Source organism: Helicobacter sp. NHP19-012, assembly GCF_019703325.1.
GTDB classification, from domain to species: domain Bacteria; phylum Campylobacterota; class Campylobacteria; order Campylobacterales; family Helicobacteraceae; genus Helicobacter; species Helicobacter gastrofelis.
This window is the reverse complement of the sequence record NZ_AP024819.1, coordinates 709,625-726,274: the sequence shown is the minus strand read 5'-3', so window position 1 is coordinate 726,274 and position 16,650 is coordinate 709,625. Positions and strand designations below refer to the sequence as shown.

General features: G+C 48.2%; 12 protein-coding genes, 4 tRNA genes and 1 pseudogene. 7 read left to right on the top strand and 10 right to left on the bottom strand.

The window, feature by feature from the left end:
- Positions 1–4: 4 nt before the first annotated feature.
- The 9 genes from K6J74_RS03645 to K6J74_RS03605 form a co-directional block, all read right to left on the bottom strand.
- Positions 5–949: a hypothetical protein gene (locus K6J74_RS03645; RefSeq protein ID WP_260321696.1), complete on the bottom strand. Its 945-nt coding sequence runs from the start codon at positions 947–949 to the stop codon at positions 5–7.
- Positions 950–993: 44 nt separating this feature from the next.
- A complete protein-coding gene (locus K6J74_RS03640) occupies positions 994–2,166 on the bottom strand; it encodes an HD domain-containing protein (RefSeq protein WP_221272500.1) in 1,173 nt (390 codons plus the stop codon).
- The gene (locus K6J74_RS03635) at positions 2,163–2,765 is read right to left on the bottom strand and encodes a TerD family protein (RefSeq protein WP_221272499.1); all 603 of its coding nucleotides are present in this window, start codon (positions 2,763–2,765) and stop codon (positions 2,163–2,165) included. Before K6J74_RS03635 ends, K6J74_RS03640 begins: the two co-directional genes overlap by 4 nt.
- 8 nt (positions 2,766–2,773) lie before the next feature.
- Positions 2,774–3,352 carry a TerD family protein gene (locus K6J74_RS03630; RefSeq protein ID WP_221272498.1) on the bottom strand — a complete coding sequence of 193 codons (579 nt, stop codon included), beginning with the start codon at positions 3,350–3,352 and terminating at the stop codon, positions 2,774–2,776.
- A 45-nt stretch (positions 3,353–3,397) separates the two neighbouring features.
- On the bottom strand, positions 3,398–4,303 hold the full coding sequence (locus K6J74_RS03625) for a tetraacyldisaccharide 4'-kinase (RefSeq protein WP_221272573.1): 906 nt from the start codon (positions 4,301–4,303) through the stop codon (positions 3,398–3,400).
- Positions 4,300–5,088, bottom strand: a complete 789-nt coding sequence (locus tag K6J74_RS03620; RefSeq protein ID WP_221272497.1) for an NAD+ synthase — start codon at positions 5,086–5,088, stop codon at positions 4,300–4,302. The genes K6J74_RS03625 and K6J74_RS03620 overlap by 4 nt, the downstream gene beginning before the upstream one ends.
- Positions 5,078–6,451 (bottom strand): multiheme c-type cytochrome, encoded by a 1,374-nt coding sequence (locus K6J74_RS03615; RefSeq protein ID WP_221272496.1) that lies wholly within the window; start codon positions 6,449–6,451, stop codon positions 5,078–5,080. Before K6J74_RS03615 ends, K6J74_RS03620 begins: the two co-directional genes overlap by 11 nt.
- A 38-nt stretch (positions 6,452–6,489) precedes the next feature.
- Positions 6,490–7,092 (bottom strand): cytochrome c3 family protein, encoded by a 603-nt coding sequence (locus K6J74_RS03610; RefSeq protein WP_221272495.1) that lies wholly within the window; start codon positions 7,090–7,092, stop codon positions 6,490–6,492.
- 84 nt (positions 7,093–7,176) lie between these two features.
- On the bottom strand, positions 7,177–7,791 hold the full coding sequence (locus K6J74_RS03605) for an XRE family transcriptional regulator (protein WP_221272494.1): 615 nt from the start codon (positions 7,789–7,791) through the stop codon (positions 7,177–7,179).
- A gap of 179 nt (positions 7,792–7,970) precedes the next feature.
- Here K6J74_RS03605 and K6J74_RS03600 point away from each other — a divergent pair.
- From K6J74_RS03600 to K6J74_RS08520, 7 genes and pseudogenes are all read left to right on the top strand, one after another.
- Positions 7,971–8,048 (top strand) — tRNA-Pro (locus K6J74_RS03600).
- Positions 8,049–8,063: 15 nt separating this feature from the next.
- A tRNA-His gene (locus K6J74_RS03595) sits at positions 8,064–8,140 on the top strand.
- 33 nt (positions 8,141–8,173) lie between these two features.
- Positions 8,174–8,250, top strand: a tRNA-Arg gene (locus tag K6J74_RS03590).
- A gap of 1 nt (position 8,251) precedes the next feature.
- Positions 8,252–8,328, top strand: a tRNA-Arg gene (locus K6J74_RS03585).
- Between the two features lie 121 nt (positions 8,329–8,449).
- A complete protein-coding gene (locus K6J74_RS03580) occupies positions 8,450–11,995 on the top strand; it encodes a bifunctional proline dehydrogenase/L-glutamate gamma-semialdehyde dehydrogenase (protein WP_221272493.1) in 3,546 nt (1,181 codons plus the stop codon).
- Between the two features lie 93 nt (positions 11,996–12,088).
- Complete coding sequence (gene putP, locus K6J74_RS03575) at positions 12,089–13,567, top strand: sodium/proline symporter PutP (RefSeq protein ID WP_221272492.1); 1,479 nt, start codon at positions 12,089–12,091, stop codon at positions 13,565–13,567.
- 491 nt (positions 13,568–14,058) lie between these two features.
- Positions 14,059–14,556 (top strand): annotated as a pseudogene (locus K6J74_RS08520) (nuclease/transposase family protein); the annotation flags it as partial.
- A gap of 644 nt (positions 14,557–15,200) precedes the next feature.
- On the opposite strand, the gene K6J74_RS03570 reads toward K6J74_RS08520, so the two are convergent.
- Complete coding sequence (locus K6J74_RS03570) at positions 15,201–16,637, bottom strand: AIR synthase-related protein (protein ID WP_221272491.1); 1,437 nt, start codon at positions 16,635–16,637, stop codon at positions 15,201–15,203.
- Positions 16,638–16,650: the final 13 nt, after the last annotated feature.

Genomic DNA, 16,650 nt, shown 5'->3' with positions numbered 1-16,650 from the left:
AGGGTTAGTTAGGAAAACCATAGGCATTTAAAGGGGTGTAGGGTTTAAGGGGTGCGCCAAAAGACGCGCCTGCGCTTTTAGCCAAAATCCCCGCCTGCATGGCCATCGTTTCGTTTAAAAAGGCTAAATGCCGTGTGAGCTCTAAAAGCAATTTGAGTTCTAAGCCCTGCGCTTGTTGGTTATAGGCGGCGTAAGCTACAGCCCTTGCGTTGGTGTCTTTGGCTTGTTTTAAAGCGGTGGCGAGTTTTTCATTCAGACTTTTAATCTGCTGCTCTAGGGGGTTTTTGGCAAATCTATGTTGCAACTCTGCTAGGCGCTGTTCTAGGGCGTGGGTGGGGGGCTTTTGGGCATTCTCATTAAAACTTGCAAGTGCGTTAAAGTCCTTCGCCTGCAGCTCTTCATAGTGGGTAAAATCCCCCCTAAGCAGGGCTTCTTGCATGCTTTTTAGCCGCTCTTGGTGCTGTGCGCTGGCTTCTCTAGCTTGCACCTTTTGGCAAAGAAGGGCACTTAAGGGCTTGGGGGCTAGGGGTGGGTTTTGCTCCTTAAGCTGGTTTAAAATCTCTTGGGCGGTGTCATTGGGGGTTGTAATTGTGGCAGTGTCAAAGTCCAGCCACGCACAGGCGCGCTTGAGGCGTGCAAGTTGGGCGTTTTGGGCGTGCTCATAGGCACTCAGGCGCGTTTGCAGCTCCTGCTCCTGCTCTTTGGCGTGCTGCAACTCCTGCTCTAAATAGGCGCGCATGGGCTCTAGGGGGGCAATGTTAGCTTCACTGAGGGCTTGGCTTTGCTCTAGGGTGTGGCGCATGCCCTCTAGGGTGGCGGCCTGCTCTTTGGCGCGCTCTAGCAGCTGGCTAAAGAGGTGCAAATGCTCTTGCATTTTGGCAATCATCGTGCCCTCATTGGCGTTAGAAGTGGCTAACCTTGCATTGGCTTGCACATCTAAAGTGATCACCGCCGCTGCGTGCAGCAAGCCAAAAAGGCAGAGGAGTAAAAACTTCAGGCAAACTCCCCGAACAACGCCCCCAAATGCACCCCTTGCAAAAAAGTGCTTTGGCATTTTTGTTGGATTTTCTTCGCCCCATGCACCAACACATCGCTTTTAATGCCATGCGCAATGGAGATTTTAGCTTCTAAAAAGGCACTCAATTGATCGCAAAACTTTAACAACCGCCCACTCACCCCATTAAACCTATCTTCGTTAAAGCACTCCCAAAGAGCGGTGTTGCTCTCTAAACTCTTCACTTCTTTAGTGGTGGGGTCTATGTAGCGGTCGTCAAATTCCTTTTCTGTGAAATAGCGCAAATCTTGCGCCAAATCTGCATCCAGGTAGCGCCAAATGTGCTCTTGCATCACCTCCGCCTCTAGGTCTTTTAAATGGCTCTCTAGCCCCTTCACGCCGTGTTTTATGGGCGAGATGATGTCTCTGGTCAGCACTTCGGGCAAGTCGTGCAACAGTCCGCCCAAAAAGTGGTTTAAACGCATTTGGCGGCAGGCTTTTAAATCAAAGCTCAGCAAGAAAGCACAAAAGGCGACAAAGAGCGCATGCCCTAGCACGCTTGTGGGCGGCACGCGGGGGGTTTGACTCCAGCGCTTTTGAAAACGCAGCTGCCCGAACATGGAGGCTAAGAGCTCCAAATGCGCCACTTTTTCTAAAATGGGGGCGTGCTTTGCTAGGGATTTTTCTAGGCTGTCTTGAATGTCTTGCACCCCATAGCCCTTAGGGTAAAAGCGGTAGATAAAACCAAACTCCCACGCCGACACATAGTCGTGGGCGGCTTTGAGTAATTGGCTCTCTAAATCTTTAGGGGGGTTACAAAAGTAATCTTGCAAAGCTAAGAATAAACCATAACCCCTCACTTCAGGCTCAAGCACGCCCCACACATAGGCAGCTAGGTCTATGCGATGCTTTTCTAAGAGCTTGTAGTGAATGGGGGGCTTAATGTCAGTCAGCACCACACGGCTTAAAAACTCAAAGCAAAAGTAGGAGAGCAGCTTGTCCCAATCCACGCCCACATGGTGCTTAGCCAACAGGACAACTACCATCGCCTTGTGGGCTTGTTTGTCTAACTCGCTAAACTCAATGGGGCAAGCTTGGTCGTTCCAGCGGCGGATAGAGGCGGCCACAAAGAGCCGCTCTAAGAGAGCCTTGCTTAAGAGGGGAGGGGTCATAGGTACTTAGGCACAGACTTTAAAAGCAAGTCTTCGAGTTTAGAGTCAGAGGTGGGCTCGCCAATAGCACTAAACTTCCACTCCCCATTGTGTCGATAGAGCTTGCCTAAAATCATGGCTTCTTTGCCCGCAAAGGCGGCATTGTTGGCGACATTGTAGGTCGCAAAAATAGATTTGACTTGGCTAGGCGTGCCCTCATATAAGCGGATACTTGCAAAAGGGATCGCGTCAAATTTAATGTGGGTGTAGGAGCTTAACACAAAGACTAATTGCGTGATCTCTGGCTGCAGGCTGTCTAGGGCAATGCTAATGACTTCATTGTCTAGCCCGTCATCGCCCCCCACATCGCCTGTGCGGTCATCCCCGCTGTGCTTGATCCCGCTAGCCGCTTGCTTGCCATAATACACACAATCTACGAACTTCGTGTCCGCAAACAGCCCCACGCTCAAATCCAAATCCACGGCTTCCGTCTTGGTGTTGCCAAACCACCCTTTTTTGCTGATCGCCCCCCAATTTGCCCCCACACAAAAGGCACTTAATTTCTCTCCACTCTCTTTTTTAAGCGAAATTTTTTGCCCCTTAACTAGACTGACCGCCATTTGCCCCCCTAAATATTCACGCCAAATTGCTTACAAAAGCCCGCCAAGCCCTCTTTAAAGCCGGTGCCCACGGCGGCAAACTTCCAATCCGCTCCATCCCGATACAACCTGCCAAACATCAAAGCGGTTTCTACCGAAAAATCCTCCTCTAAGTCGTAGCGCAAAATTTCTTGGTTGTCGCTCTCATCGACGATCCTCACGAAGGCGTGGCGCACCATGCCGAAGTTTTGCTTGCGGGTTTCGGCTTCGTGGATGGTAACCACAATGTGGATTTCTTGCACCCCACTATCTACATGGGCTAAATCCACCTTGATTTGCTCGTCGTCACCCTCGCCTGCCCCCGTGCGGTTGTCGCCCATATGCACCACCGCCCCGTCCTTGCTTTTAAGATTGTTGTAAAAGATGAAATTCGCATCATCGCTCACCTTACCATTGCCCGCCGTCAAAAACACCGAAGCGTCTAGGTCAAAATCCGCGCCCGTATCCGTGCTATTGACATCCCAACCCAAGCCTACAACGATTTTAGACAGCCCGGGTTTTTCCTTATTCAAAGACACCCGCCCCCCTTTGACTAAACTGACAGACATAAGCACTCCTTTTTAAAAATAAAAGGCATTTTAGCAGATTTTCGGCTAATGGGCGAGATAATCTAAGATTTGTTTTAGGATTTGGGGCGCGATCTCTAGGCGCAAGTCCAAAAGGCTTAGGGGTAGGGGGCAGTTTGTGAGCTTCACTGCGTCCTTAGCCGTAACCAATAACGAAGTGGCGTTGTGCTCTTTGTAAGCGCGCTCGAGGCGTTTGAAGTTAAAAGTGGCGTGGTCTTTGAAGTAGAGCTTGCCTACAAGGGGGGGCAAAAAGGGGTCTAGGCGTGTGGGGTTGGCAATGGCGGTTACTAAGAGCATGCGCTCAGTGGGATTTAAAACTTGTGTGTGCCTTGTATAATCCACGCCCTCTTGCACCACCAGGTCGGCTAGGGCGTAGCATTTGGGGCTCTCTCTATAAATGCCACTAGGCAAACAAAAGTCAAAATAAGGTTTTAAGGCGGGCTTTAGCAAAATGCTCAGCTTCTTAAAATTGAATCGGAAGCCATCGTCTAAAAGCACCACCTGTACGCCCATCTCTTTAGCCTTCAACACCCCCATTTTGCGCTTTTCGCTCACCACCACGCCACAGGTGCTTAACTTACTTGCCAATAAAAACGCCTCATCACCCGCCATGTTTTGCTCAACTAACACCTTGCCTCCCTCACTCACCACCACAAGCCCCCTAGAAGTGCGCCCATAACCCCGGCTCACCACCACCACTTGATACAGCGGGGCTAATACTTGTGCCAAAGCCAAAATAAAAGGGGTTTTGCCACTGCCCCCGGCCACTAAATTCCCCACGCTGACAATTCGAATGCCTAAATCCTCAAAGGGCGCAACTTGGCGTTTCATTGTGGCTATTGTTTGATACACTAAAGATAGGGGGCTTAGGGCGTAGGCTAGGGCTTTTTGGCAGAGTGTGGGGGCGTAAAAATAACGCTCAAGCCAAGTCATAGAGGGCAAATGGCGGGCATTTCTAACTTGAAGGCGTTTTTTGCCATGCGCTCTTGCACGCTGGTAACTAGGGTGGGCGCAAAGCCTAGGGCCACAAGGGCGTTTGTGTCTAAATGGGGGTTTTGCTCTATGGCAAAAAGTAAGGGGTCAATTTCGGCGTAGCTAAAACCTAGCTCATCCTCATCGCTTTGCCCGGCGTAAAAGTCCGCACTCGGGGGCTTGTTTAGAATATTTTCGGGCACTTGTAAAAGCCGTGCTAAAGCGTAAATTTGGCTTTTGTATAGGTTACCTATGGGGTTAATGGCGCAAGCTAAATCCCCAAAAATCGTCCCATAGCCAAGTAACCGCTCGCTCTTATTGCTCGTGCCGACAACTAGGGCGTTGCGCTCTAGAGCGTGATCGTAAAGGGTTGCCATGCGTAACCTAGCGCAAAAATTGCCCTGCCTAATGAGGCTTGCATCTTTGTGGCTGTCCTTAAAAAGGGCGTGGTGGGGGGCGATGGAGTGTAGGCTGTAGGCAATGTTAAAGCTTTCGCAAAGCTCTGTGGCGTGTGTTAGCGCGCTTTGGGGGGTGCTAAGGGAGGGCATTAACAAGGCGTGGGCGTTGTCTTTAAACGCCCTTTGGCACAGCAGAGCCACCACCGCGCTATCCACCCCTCCACTTAGACCATAGACCACTCGCCTAAAGCCCCTTTGGGTGGCTTGGGTTTGTAAAAAGCAAACGAGGGTGTCTAGGGTGGTGGGGGCTAGCCCCGCTAAAGGGGCAACTTGGGGTTTAGTCCTCAATTTTATTGGTTTTGAGGCGTTTGGCGTAGATTTTTCTAAGCTTTCTTATGTCTTGTTGGACCTCAAAGACCCCATGCCAGTGTGAGTAGTCTGGCGCAGCCATGATGCCACCCTGACGCATACGACGACCCTCGTGGTGCCACATATGATACATGGTGTTTTGGAAGTCATCGCTCCACATGTCTTTGCCAAGCAGGTGTTTTTTAGCAAGCTCATCCTTCATTTTCACCGCTTCCTTCCAATACTCGTTGTAGAGCATGATGTTTTTATCCGCCATGACAAAGAAGTTATCGATGTGTTGCTTATTGTGGCAATCGATACAACCCGCCTTCATTTCAGCGCGGGCGGCCTCTGGACCTTTGGGGTTACCCGCTAGGGGGTTACCGATGGTGATTTTATTTTCGTATTTAAAATCATCGCTGGCGGTTTCATACCCTCCCGTGCGTAGTTTGCTAAGGGGCATAAACAAGTTCCATTTTAAGCGGCGGCTCACATTGTGCGTTACCATGCTTTTAGTGTTTCCGCTCATGTGGCATGTAGCGCAAGTGGGGGCTCTAAAATCAGGGACTTTCCAAGTGCCCGGCGCAGCATCAAAGTTCCACTTAGCCCCTTCGGCGTTGAAGACATGCCCGTGCATAGAGTTGTTGTAAATTTCGATGTCGGGGTGATCGGGTCCTAAGTGGCAGCTTGCGCACGCAGCGGGTTTTCTCGCCTCTTCTAAGCTGAATTTATGCGCGCTGTGGCAGCTGGCACAATTACCCACAGAGCCATCGGGAAAGGCGGTGCCGATGCCATAAGTGGGCCAAGTTTCGGGGGTGGGGCGGCGGTTTTTATCAAGCTTAATGATGGAGCCGTGGCACTGCTGACAGCCCGTAGCCGCAGGGGCGTATTTTAAATCGGGGTGGTTTCTACCCTCCACCATCACCATCAGATCACGCATGTTTGCCTTAGCCCAAACTTGCACCGCACCTCTTACATGTCCGCTGTGGCGAAACTCGGTCACTTCCTTTTCGTGGCACTTGGCGCAGGTGTTGGTGGAAACCAACACAGAGATGGGCACCTTAGATCCTTCATGTCCATCCCTAGTGAGCATGGGGCTATCCTTACTCACGGCGTGGCAGTCGATACAGCTCACACCAGCGTGAGCGTGGCGACTCATTTTCCAATCCGCCACAATCCCCGGATTTTTCTTAGCGTGGCACTCAATACAGCCCTTAGCCTCTGCTTTCATTCCCCTAAAAGTTTTTAAGGGCAGTTGTGTATCCATTGCGTTATCGATGCTTGTCCCCCCTCTGGGTGGGTGTGCGCTAAGCCACCCTAGACAGAACACAAAGGCTAAAAATCCAGCCAAACTAGCACGCATGCTTTTCTCCTTTTAGTAAAATCAACATTTTTACTCCTTTAGTTGTGGCTCGTGCTGATCAAGGCACGCACAGTCGGTTTGTAGTCTTGTTTTAAAAACTTCCTTAGGTGGATGCCTAAGTTTTTATGCCCCACCTCATCCAAATGGCATTCCACGCAATGCTTTTTGGTGAGTTTGGCAAAGTAGTCCCTGTGGGGTAAAAAGGCTTTCATATTAGATTGTGTGGCGTCTTTTAGGTTAGTGTGGCAGCGCAAACAACCGGAGTCAAAGACATAGTCTCTAGCCTCGCGGCGATTCATCTCCCAGTCAAATTTGCGGGGGTTTTTCATGGTGTTGCCATAAACATCTTCCATTCCAAGCAAGGTCTTTTCCACGAAATAATGGATGATATTATCGTGGGGTAGGTGGCAATCCACGCATTCGGCCTTCATCCCCACATGGTTATGGCCTCCATGCTTGTCTAAGTGGTAAGAATCCACTTCAGGGGTCATGATATGGCACATGCCACAGAATTTATCATCACCTGTCCACTCTACTGCCTGCACAGTGACCACTGTGAGCACCACGCCCAGCACGCAACCTCCGCAAAAAAGCCAAAACAAAAAGAAACGCTTTTCTTGCAATACACGCAAAAAACCCATCACAACCCGCTTAAATTAATCTGCTTTCAAATCCGCCCTAGAATGACACAAAAAAGTTAACAGATCCCACCTCCAAAGATAATGTTAAATATTGAAAGTGTGTAACACGCCAACAACCCGCCCCAAAATTGTGAGCTCGTCTAGGTTTTCCACCACAATGGGTTTATACACGGGGTTGTCGCTGATCAGGTAGACCTGGGGGCGTTTGCTTAGGCGGCGGATGTAATGCTCCCCACCCAAGTTCACCACATAAACCGCCCCCTCATAGCGCGTCCCATCGCTTTGGAAAAGCAGTAAATCGTTTTCCTTGATGCGTGGCTCCATAGAATTGCCCACCGCCTGCACGAACCCCAAATGCTCGGTAGAAGTGAGCCCAAAACGGCGGATCAAAAACGACTTGCTCTGGGGCAAGAAGGTCATGGTCTCATCGTTGTGTGGGTCTTTATTCACGCTCACCTTAATGTCCTTGAGATAGGGCACCATAATAATATCCTCCATCTCGTGGTGGGTGGAAGTGAAAAAGTGCAAGTCGGTGTTCAAAGCATTGGCTAGCTTTTCCAGGGTGTCTAAAGTGATGTTGCTTTTTTGTTCGCTCTCGTAGCGCTTGATGCTTTGTAAACTCACACCACACTTGATCGCAAGTTCTTCTTGTGTGAGGTTATTGGCGTTTCTTAGTTGTTTTAGTTTTTCTTTTAACATTCGAGCTCCTTTTTTAGATTTTAAGTAACATAAAATACACTTTCAAGTGGGATATATACCATAATCTGGGTGAGATACGGCTAAAGTAGCTATTCTATGGATTCCATGCGCTTTGCCCTCTAGGACTTACCTTGACAATTAACCTAGTTTTGGCTAGAATACCCGCTTTTATGGAGTAGCGGGGCGTAGCGCAGTCTGGTTAGCGCACTTGGTTTGGGACCAAGGGGTCGAAGGTTCGAATCCTTTCGCCCCGACCAGCAAAGTTTTTTATGGTGGGTGTAGCTCAGTTGGTTAGAGCACCAGATTGTGGTCCTGGGGGTCGTGGGTTCAAGCCCCATCACCCACCCCATTTCCCCATTACTTTTTTACTCAATTGTTTTAAGCGCTTGTAGCTCAATTGGATAGAGCACCAGACTTCGGATCTGGGGGTTAGGGGTTCGACTCCCTTCAAGCGCACCATGCGCTTGTAGCTCAGCTGGATAGAGCAACGGCCTTCTAAGCCGTAGGTCACAGGTTCAAGTCCTGTCAAGCGCACCATTGTTTCAAAAATTAATTAACATTTACTTTGATTTCTACACCTTTTCACCTCCAATTTAAGCCTATTAACCTAATTAACCTATAATTTCAGCTTCATCCAAATTTTATGAAAGGGGCTTATATGCCAACCCAACCCGATAAGGAAGTGATCCACTCCAGTCTAACCCTAGCCCGCACCTTGCAAAGTAAAATCAGCGACCACTTAAGCCTAGAAGAGCGCTCGTTCCATAACAAGATGCAAAAGCTCTTAGCCAACGCTGAAAATAAGGTGATGTTGATCGAGCTTTTAGATCGCTCTTTTCGCTGTCAAGACAACAGCGCACGCTTTGATTTGATCGAGCACACGCTAAAAAAATACGGCATCGCCGACTTTTTTAGCGGCTTTGAGAAGTTTTTACTCTTTGGCTTTTTGAGCGTGGGCAAACTTGCGCCTTCCATGAGCGTGCCCTTCTTTGTGCGTAAGATTCGCCAAGATACCCAAAGTTTGGTGCTTGATGAGAGCAGCGACAGCTTAAAAGATAAGATTGAAAAACGCCAACAAGCCCAAATCACGCTCAACATCAATCTCATCGGGGAGGAAGTGCTAGGCGAGGCTGAGGCGTCCTATCGCATGCACAAATACGAGGAGGCGATCAGGTCTAGCTACATTGAATACATTTCTATCAAGATCACCACGATTTTCTCCCAAATCAATATCCTAGACTTTGAGCAGTCTAAAACAGAGGTGGTGAAAAGATTAGACAAGCTCTACAGCCTTGCGCTGGAGGAACAAGAAAAACAAGGCATGGATAAATTCATTAACCTAGACATGGAGGAGTATAAGGATTTAGAGCTCACGGTGGCAGCGTTTAAAGAGTCCATCTCTAAATTCCCCTTAAAAGCGGGCATCGTGTTGCAAGCCTATATCCCCGAGTCCTATGAATATCTCAAGGAATTAGTGGCGTTCTCTAAAGAGAGGGTTTTAAGCAACTTGCCCCCCATTAAAATCCGCTTTGTTAAGGGTGCGAACATGGAGAGCGAGGAAACGATCGCATCCATGCGCGGGTGGTCGCTGCCCACCTTTAGCCGCAAGCAAGACACCGACTCGAATTATAATAAAATGTTAGATTATGTCTTAAGTGATGAGAATTACAAATACATCCACATCGGGATCGCCTCGCATAATCTCTTTGAGATCGCCTACGCCTACACCCGCATATACACCCTAAACGACCCCGTGGCTTTGGAGCACTTCACCTTTGAAATGCTTGAGGGCATGAGCTTGCAGGCTAGCTTTGAGCTTAAAGAAATGCATAAGCTCATCTTATACGCCCCCGTGTGCGATGAAAAACACTTCAACAACGCCATCGCCTACCTCGTGCGCCGCTTAGATGAAAACACCGCCGCAGACAACTTTATGAAGGCGTTTTTTAACCTTAAGGTGGACTCGCCTGCGTGGAAGGATCAAGAGGAGCGCTTTTTAAGAAGCATTGCGGGTATTGAAAGTATAGACAACAGCCCTAGACGCACCCAGGATCGCAACACCCACCAGCCCGCGCAAAGCACCTACCCCAACCACCCCTTTAAAAACGAAAGCGACACAGATTTTATTTTGCGGGCAAACCGCGCATGGGCGGATCAAATTGTCGACAAGACCAAGAACGCTGCCATTGTGGAGCTCTTCCCTGTGATCGGGCGCGATTACGACAAAGAGGGCTGTAAAACTTTGCAAGTCTTTGACAAAATTGCCCACCAAAAAATCGCCACCATTGCCCAAGCCAACGAAGCGGTGATGCAACAAGCCCTAGAATCTGCCAAAGCCAGCACCTTTGGGCACCAAGCTTTTAGCCAAATCCACGCCATTTTAAGCAAAGTGGCGCAAAACTTTAGGGACAGGCGGGGGGATTTGATCGGGCTTAGTGCACTTGAAGTGGGCAAGACTTTTGTAGAAAGCGATGCTGAAGTGAGCGAGGCGATCGACTTTTTGGAGTTCTACCCCCACAGCTTGCAAAAACTTTTAGAGCAACACCCTGAAGTGCGCTTTAAGCCTAAGGGTGTGGGTGTGGTGATCGCCCCTTGGAACTTCCCCATTGGCATTTCCGTGGGCACGATCGCCGCCCCTTTAGCAGCGGGCAATAGCGTGATTTACAAGCCCTCCAGCCTTAGCGCGGTGGTGGGTTACCGCCTATGTGAGTGCTTTTGGGATGCGGGCGTGCCAAGGGATGCCTTAATTTACTTGCCCTGCAAAGGTGAGGATGTGAGTAAATTCCTTTTAAAAAGCCCCGACATTAAGTTCTCTGTCCTAACGGGCTCGGAGGACACCGCACAGCGCATGCTAGAGGCTAGCCCCACTTTGGCACTGAGTGCCGAAACGGGGGGCAAAAACGCCACCATCGTTACCAAAATGGCAGACAGGGACCAGGCGATCCGCAATGTGGTGCACTCTGCTTTTAGCAATTCGGGGCAAAAATGCTCGGCAACCTCTCTCTTGATCTTAGAAGAAGAGGTTTACAACGACCCAGACTTTAAGCGCACCCTCGTGGACGCAACCCAGTCCATGAGCGTGGGCGATCCTTTAGCGTTGTGGAATAAAATCGGGACTTTGGCAGACACGCCTAGCCCCAAGGTGCAAAAGGCACTCAACAACATCGAATCCCACGAGGAATGGGCGATCAAGCCTGAGTTTTTAAACGACAATGCCTATCTTATGAAGCCTTGCATTAAATACGGCACGAAAAAGGGCGACTACACGCACATGACCGAGTTGTTCGTGCCTTATTTGTCTGTAATGAAAGCCAAAGATTTAAAAGAAGCCGTGGAGATCGCCAATTCTACGGGCTATGGTCTCACGGGGGCTTTGGAGTCCTTGGATGAAAGAGAATGGGACTATTATGTCAACAATATTGAAGTGGGCAATCTCTACATCAACAAGCCCACCACCGGAGCGATTGTTTTGCGCCAGCCCTTTGGTGGGGTGAAAAAATCGGCAGTGGGGCTTGGGCGCAAGGTGGGGATTTATAATTACATCACGCAATTTGTCCACATTGAGGAAATCCCCACAGAGAACACCCACAGCGGGAATACGCCCTTCATCCAAGCCCTGGAGTCCTTCAACCAGCACCACAGCGACATGCTTAAAGAAATTGTGCAGATGGCGCGCAACTACGCCCACTACAACGCCGCCGAGTTCACCCAAAAGAAAGACTATGTGCAAATCCGCGGTGAGGAAAATTGGTTCACCTACACTAAGGTGTCTAGCATTGGCTATCGTGTATGCCCAGAGGATAGCCTCATTGACATTTTCAGCGTGCTGATGGCTGCGGCCGTGTGTCAAATCCCACTCACCATTAGCCTCGTTAGCAAGAGCGACAACCCCCACGCCCCGCTCTTATTAGAGTGCGTGGAGTATCTCAAACACCACTTCAACCCCACCATTGTTTACGAGAGCTTGGAGGAGTTTAGCCAAAAACTTAGCAATTTTGGGCGGGTGCGCTACTTTAGTCAAGAATTAGACACGCTTTATGAAGCCAGCAGCAAGCAGGGGATTGTGGTGGCAAATGCCAAGGCTCTATGCTGTGGACGCTTTGAGCTTTTAAACTACCACTTAGAAAAGTCCATCAGCATTTCCTACCACCGCTACGGCAATTTGGGCGCAAGGGGGCTTAAAGCCAAAGCGCACGCAGGATAAAGGTTAAGATTGGGGGGTTGACGGTTTTGATTTTGACTTTTTTTACTTTTATGGTAGTTTAAATGCAAGGGCTTAAAAAAATCAAGGAGATCCATGCAAATTAGTTACCAGATTGCGATTGTTTTTGTTCTTTACTCATTGTTAATGCTCGCCATTGGGTTTTATTTTTACAGGAATAATGAAACCACAGAGGATTATTTTTTAGGGGATCGTTCTATGGGGCCCGTGGTGAGCGCTTTAAGTGCGGGGGCGAGTGATATGAGTGGGTGGCTTTTAATGGGTCTGCCCGGGGCATTGTATGTGGGCGGGCTCATTAACAGCCACATTGCCATAGGTCTCACCATCGGGGCGACCATCAATTGGGTGTTGGTGGCAAAACGCTTACGGGTGTATACTAGCGTGATCGATAATTCTATCACCATCCCCGATTACTTTGAAACCCGCTTTAGCGATGATAAACACATTCTGCGCCTGATCTCGGCGGTGGTGATCTTGATTTTCTTTACTTTTTATGTGTCCTCGGGGCTAGTGAGCGGGGCGAAACTCTTTGAGGCGACCTTCGGGGTGAAGTACAACCATGCGCTCATCACGGGGACTCTCATCATCGTAACCTACACCTTTTTGGGCGGGTATAAGGCGGTGTGTTGGACGGATTTGATCCAAGGGCTATTGATGATGGGGGCATTGGTGGCGGTGCCTTGCATGATGCTTTATCATTTGGGTGGGCTACAAGAAAGTTTTAATATCATCGCCCGTGTTAAACCCGGTAACCTGACTTTTCTTGAGGACAGCTCTTTAGTGGCGGTGATCTCTAGTTTGGCGTGGGGGCTTGGCTACTTCGGGCAACCGCATATTTTGGTGCGCTTCATGTCGATTCGCTCCATTAAGGAAATCCCACAAGCTACAACCGTAGGCATTTCGTGGATGGGGATCAGCTTAATCGGGTCTTGCTTAATCGGGCTGCTTGGCGTGGCGTATGTGGCGAAGTTTCATTTAAGCCTAGCCGACCCTGAAAAAATCTTTATCCACATGAGCGCAACTCTCTTCAACCCGTGGATCAGCGGGGTTCTCTTAAGCGCCATTTTGGCCGCCGTGATGAGCACCGCCAGCTCGCAACTTCTAGTCAGCTCTTCTACTATTGCTGAAGACTTTTACTCCAAGATTTTTAATAGAGAAGCCCCAGTAAAGACCGTGATGATGGTGAGTCGGGCTTCGGTGTTGGCGGTGGCGCTTATCGCCTTTTTCATCTCCACCAACCGCAACGCTAGCGTGTTAAAAATCGTATCCTATGCGTGGGCGGGCTTTGGAGCAAGCTTTGGAACGGTGATTTTGTTCTCCCTCTTTTGGGCGCGCATGACAAGGCTCGGGGCAATCATGGGCATGATCTTTGGGGCGAGCACAGTGATTTTATACGACAAGTTTGGCAGAAGCTTTTTAGACATTTACGAGATTGTCCCCGGCTTTTTAGCCAGCTCTCTAGCGATCATCGTCTTTAGCTTACTAAGTTCTGTGCGCCCGGGGACAAAAGATGCCTTTGATTTGGTGATGCAAGAAGTGAGAAAAGAGGGCTAAAGTTCTAATTCACGCACCCACTCACTCTTTTAAGGTGTTTAGGTGCTCATACTTAAACGCCTCGTGGTTTTCTATGTCAGATCTTTTTCGGTGGATTTTAGGATGTTTTTGGGGGTCTTGGCATTACGGTCACTAGTAAATATAACGATTCTGATGTTTATTCTTTAGTGGGCTTTAGCAGGAATTAAAGGCAAAAGACTGAATGTGATTTATGCTATGGTAAGCACTAAAAGGCAGAAATGAGACTTACAAAATCAAGTGGAAAAATTGAATCTCTTTTTTAACACTAAAGGAAGATCCGTAAATAATATCTATTATTCCGACATTAAAAACGAGATGTCTTTAGACAGAAAAGGCTTTATGGAACTTCTTAGCATGATGATTAAAATCAAGATTACCTATGTTTCTTATAAAAATAGACTGGCATGACTAAGTTATGCGCCAGTAGAAAAGATATTTAATGAGTATGATCTTCAAATTACAATACCCTCATGTTAATCGCCTACAAGCAGGAGCTCTACAATTCAAGCAAAAATAAGCACATCAGCAAACTTCTGCGCCTCTATAGCATTGCTACAATCATTGCATTGCTTTGCATAAGAGGTATTATGGGCTTTTTAAAAAGCATTTAAAACTCTACACTCTGCAAAAGCACATCACAAAGCTAAAAGAACAAGCAGGTTTGCTTTTTTAAAAACTCTAGGCCCTAAAACTTTGCAGGAGTTAGTAGAAAGGATAGACAAAGCCTATCAAAAGTTTTTTAAAAACAGGGCAGACCACCTAGATTTAAAAAGACAACCCTATATCAATCTTTTACATTCAAGGGCAAGACAGGTTATAAAATCCAAGACAATGTTATTTCTTTTAATGGCTATGTTTTTAAGTTTGTCAAGACCTACAACCTTGTAGGTAAACCCAAGACTTTAACCGTTAAAAGAGATAATCTAGGCGATTATTTCTTGTGCTTGGTGTGTGAAAAAGAGAATAGTGCTCGTGTATGGAACATACAACCTAGTTGAAGTGGCGTACATTGTTGTTTGGTGTATATACAGAGGATCTAGTATAAGCTAACTGAAACGAGTAGGTGGTTTGTTGAATAATTCTTGTTTGATCTGCTCTATTCTTTTTTTTTTAAATGCTCTTCTAGGGTTTCTTGGATAAAAGTGCTTTTATTGAAACGCCCAAACTTTTAGGATATGCTTAATATCCTTATCTAAAGTGATTTTATAAGTCAAAAACGATAAATGTCTTTTTCAAAGGCTTAGATTATGTGCATTTCTTCTTGTTTAAATTAGCTCTTTTGCAAGTCTTATCCCCTAGATTGGACTCCCTTGAAAAATATGCTGAGGCTTCATGGGGCTTTATTCCCGATTTAAGAATTCTTTAAACTTGATTGTTAACAAAGAAGACATACAAAAAGACTAAGGGCACTGATTATTAATGAAAAGATATCAACACATAGAACTTTTTCATAGTATATATGGTCAGTAGGAACAATTAAAATTTTTAGAAAGTGGATCGGCTAGACTACTAGGTCTTGAAGCTTAAAATAATTTTCTAAAATCCAAGAAAAATCAAATGCATCGCTCGCCTTTATTTAAATAGGACAGATATGGTTGTACATACAATCAAACTATGTAATCCCCACAGCCACAAGGGCGAGGGTTGGGGGGATGGGGGGGGTGTTGGCAGTGGCGTTGTTGAGCGACACATTGCCGCTCACAAAGGGCACGCCAAGCGCATAGCGTGCTTCTTTGAGCCCTAAGCACATTTGTTGCAGCACCCACGCCCCATGCCCATCCATCGCTCCCAAGTTAATGCCATCGCTAAAGCCTAGCACCTTTGCGCCCATATTTTTAAGCTCTTGGTATGCCCTAAAGCATGTAGCCTTGCTGTCCTCTTTGGGCTCTTGCAAGGCTTTAGGGCTAGAGCTAGCTAGACTAATGCAAAGGTGTTTTTGAATTTGGGGCAACCAAATTTTAGCCGGGGGCAAGGCATTTAGCTCAAGGGGCAAGGGGCTTAAACTCTCTTGCTTGGGGCTTAGGTCTGTGTGTGGGGCTTTTAAGGGTAAGGGCAAATTCGCTAATTCTTGCGCTTTATAAAGAGCTTTAAAAGTGGGCTCTTTAGTGGCCACACCCACCGCTCTAGCTTCTAAGCCGTGCTTTTGTGCCACTTGCAAGGCTTGCTCTAGTTTTTGTGGCTCTAGACATAAGAGCATGCGCTCTTGGGTTTCGTTGAGTAAAATCTCCAGCGGGTCTAAATCTTGCACGCTAGGGGCTTTCTCTAGCTCTAAAATCGCCCCCACACACCCACGCGCTGCCATTTCCACGCACGCCACGCCAAGCCCCCCTGCCCCTAAATCCTGCGCCCCGAGCACACCTATTTGGCTGTAAATTTCAAGGCAAGCGTCTATGAGCTTAGCTTGTAGGTGTGGGTCGCCACTAGGCACGCTTGTGTGCTGCTCTTTTTGAAGGACAACACTGCTCATGCACGCCCCATCCACGCCCACACCCTCAGCTGCGCGCCCAAGCAGCACAAACACCCCCCCCGCTCTTGCACTTGCCCCCACTTGTTGCACCACAAGCCCCACACAAAAGGCATTGACGAGCACATTGTGTGTAAAACCATCGCTAAAACCGCTCTCACAGCCTAAATTTTGCGTGCGGGTATGCTTGGCGTAGTCGTTAAAGCCCGCTAGGGCTTCTTGGTGGTGGGGGGTGCTTTGAGAGGAGCGCAGCAGGGCAAAACAGGCTAGAGGCCTTGCGCCCACACTCAATAGGTCGCGCTGCACGCCGCCTAGCCCCGTGGCTGCGCCCGCATAGGGGTTTAAAAAACTCGGGTGGTTGTGCGATTCGATTTTAAAGGCAGCGCCTAGTCCGCCCCCTAAATCCACCACCCCCCCGCTGTTCTCTAAATCCGCTCCAAAGGCTTTTAAATGGGCTTTGCTGGAGCGGTAGCTGCAATGTTCACTCCAAAGGGTTGCCACTAAGGCATGTTCGAGTGCGCTGGGCGGGCGTTTTAGATGGGTGCTTAGGGTTTGTAAATCCTCTAGGCTTAGGGTGTTTGGCATGGCTGTCCTTGAA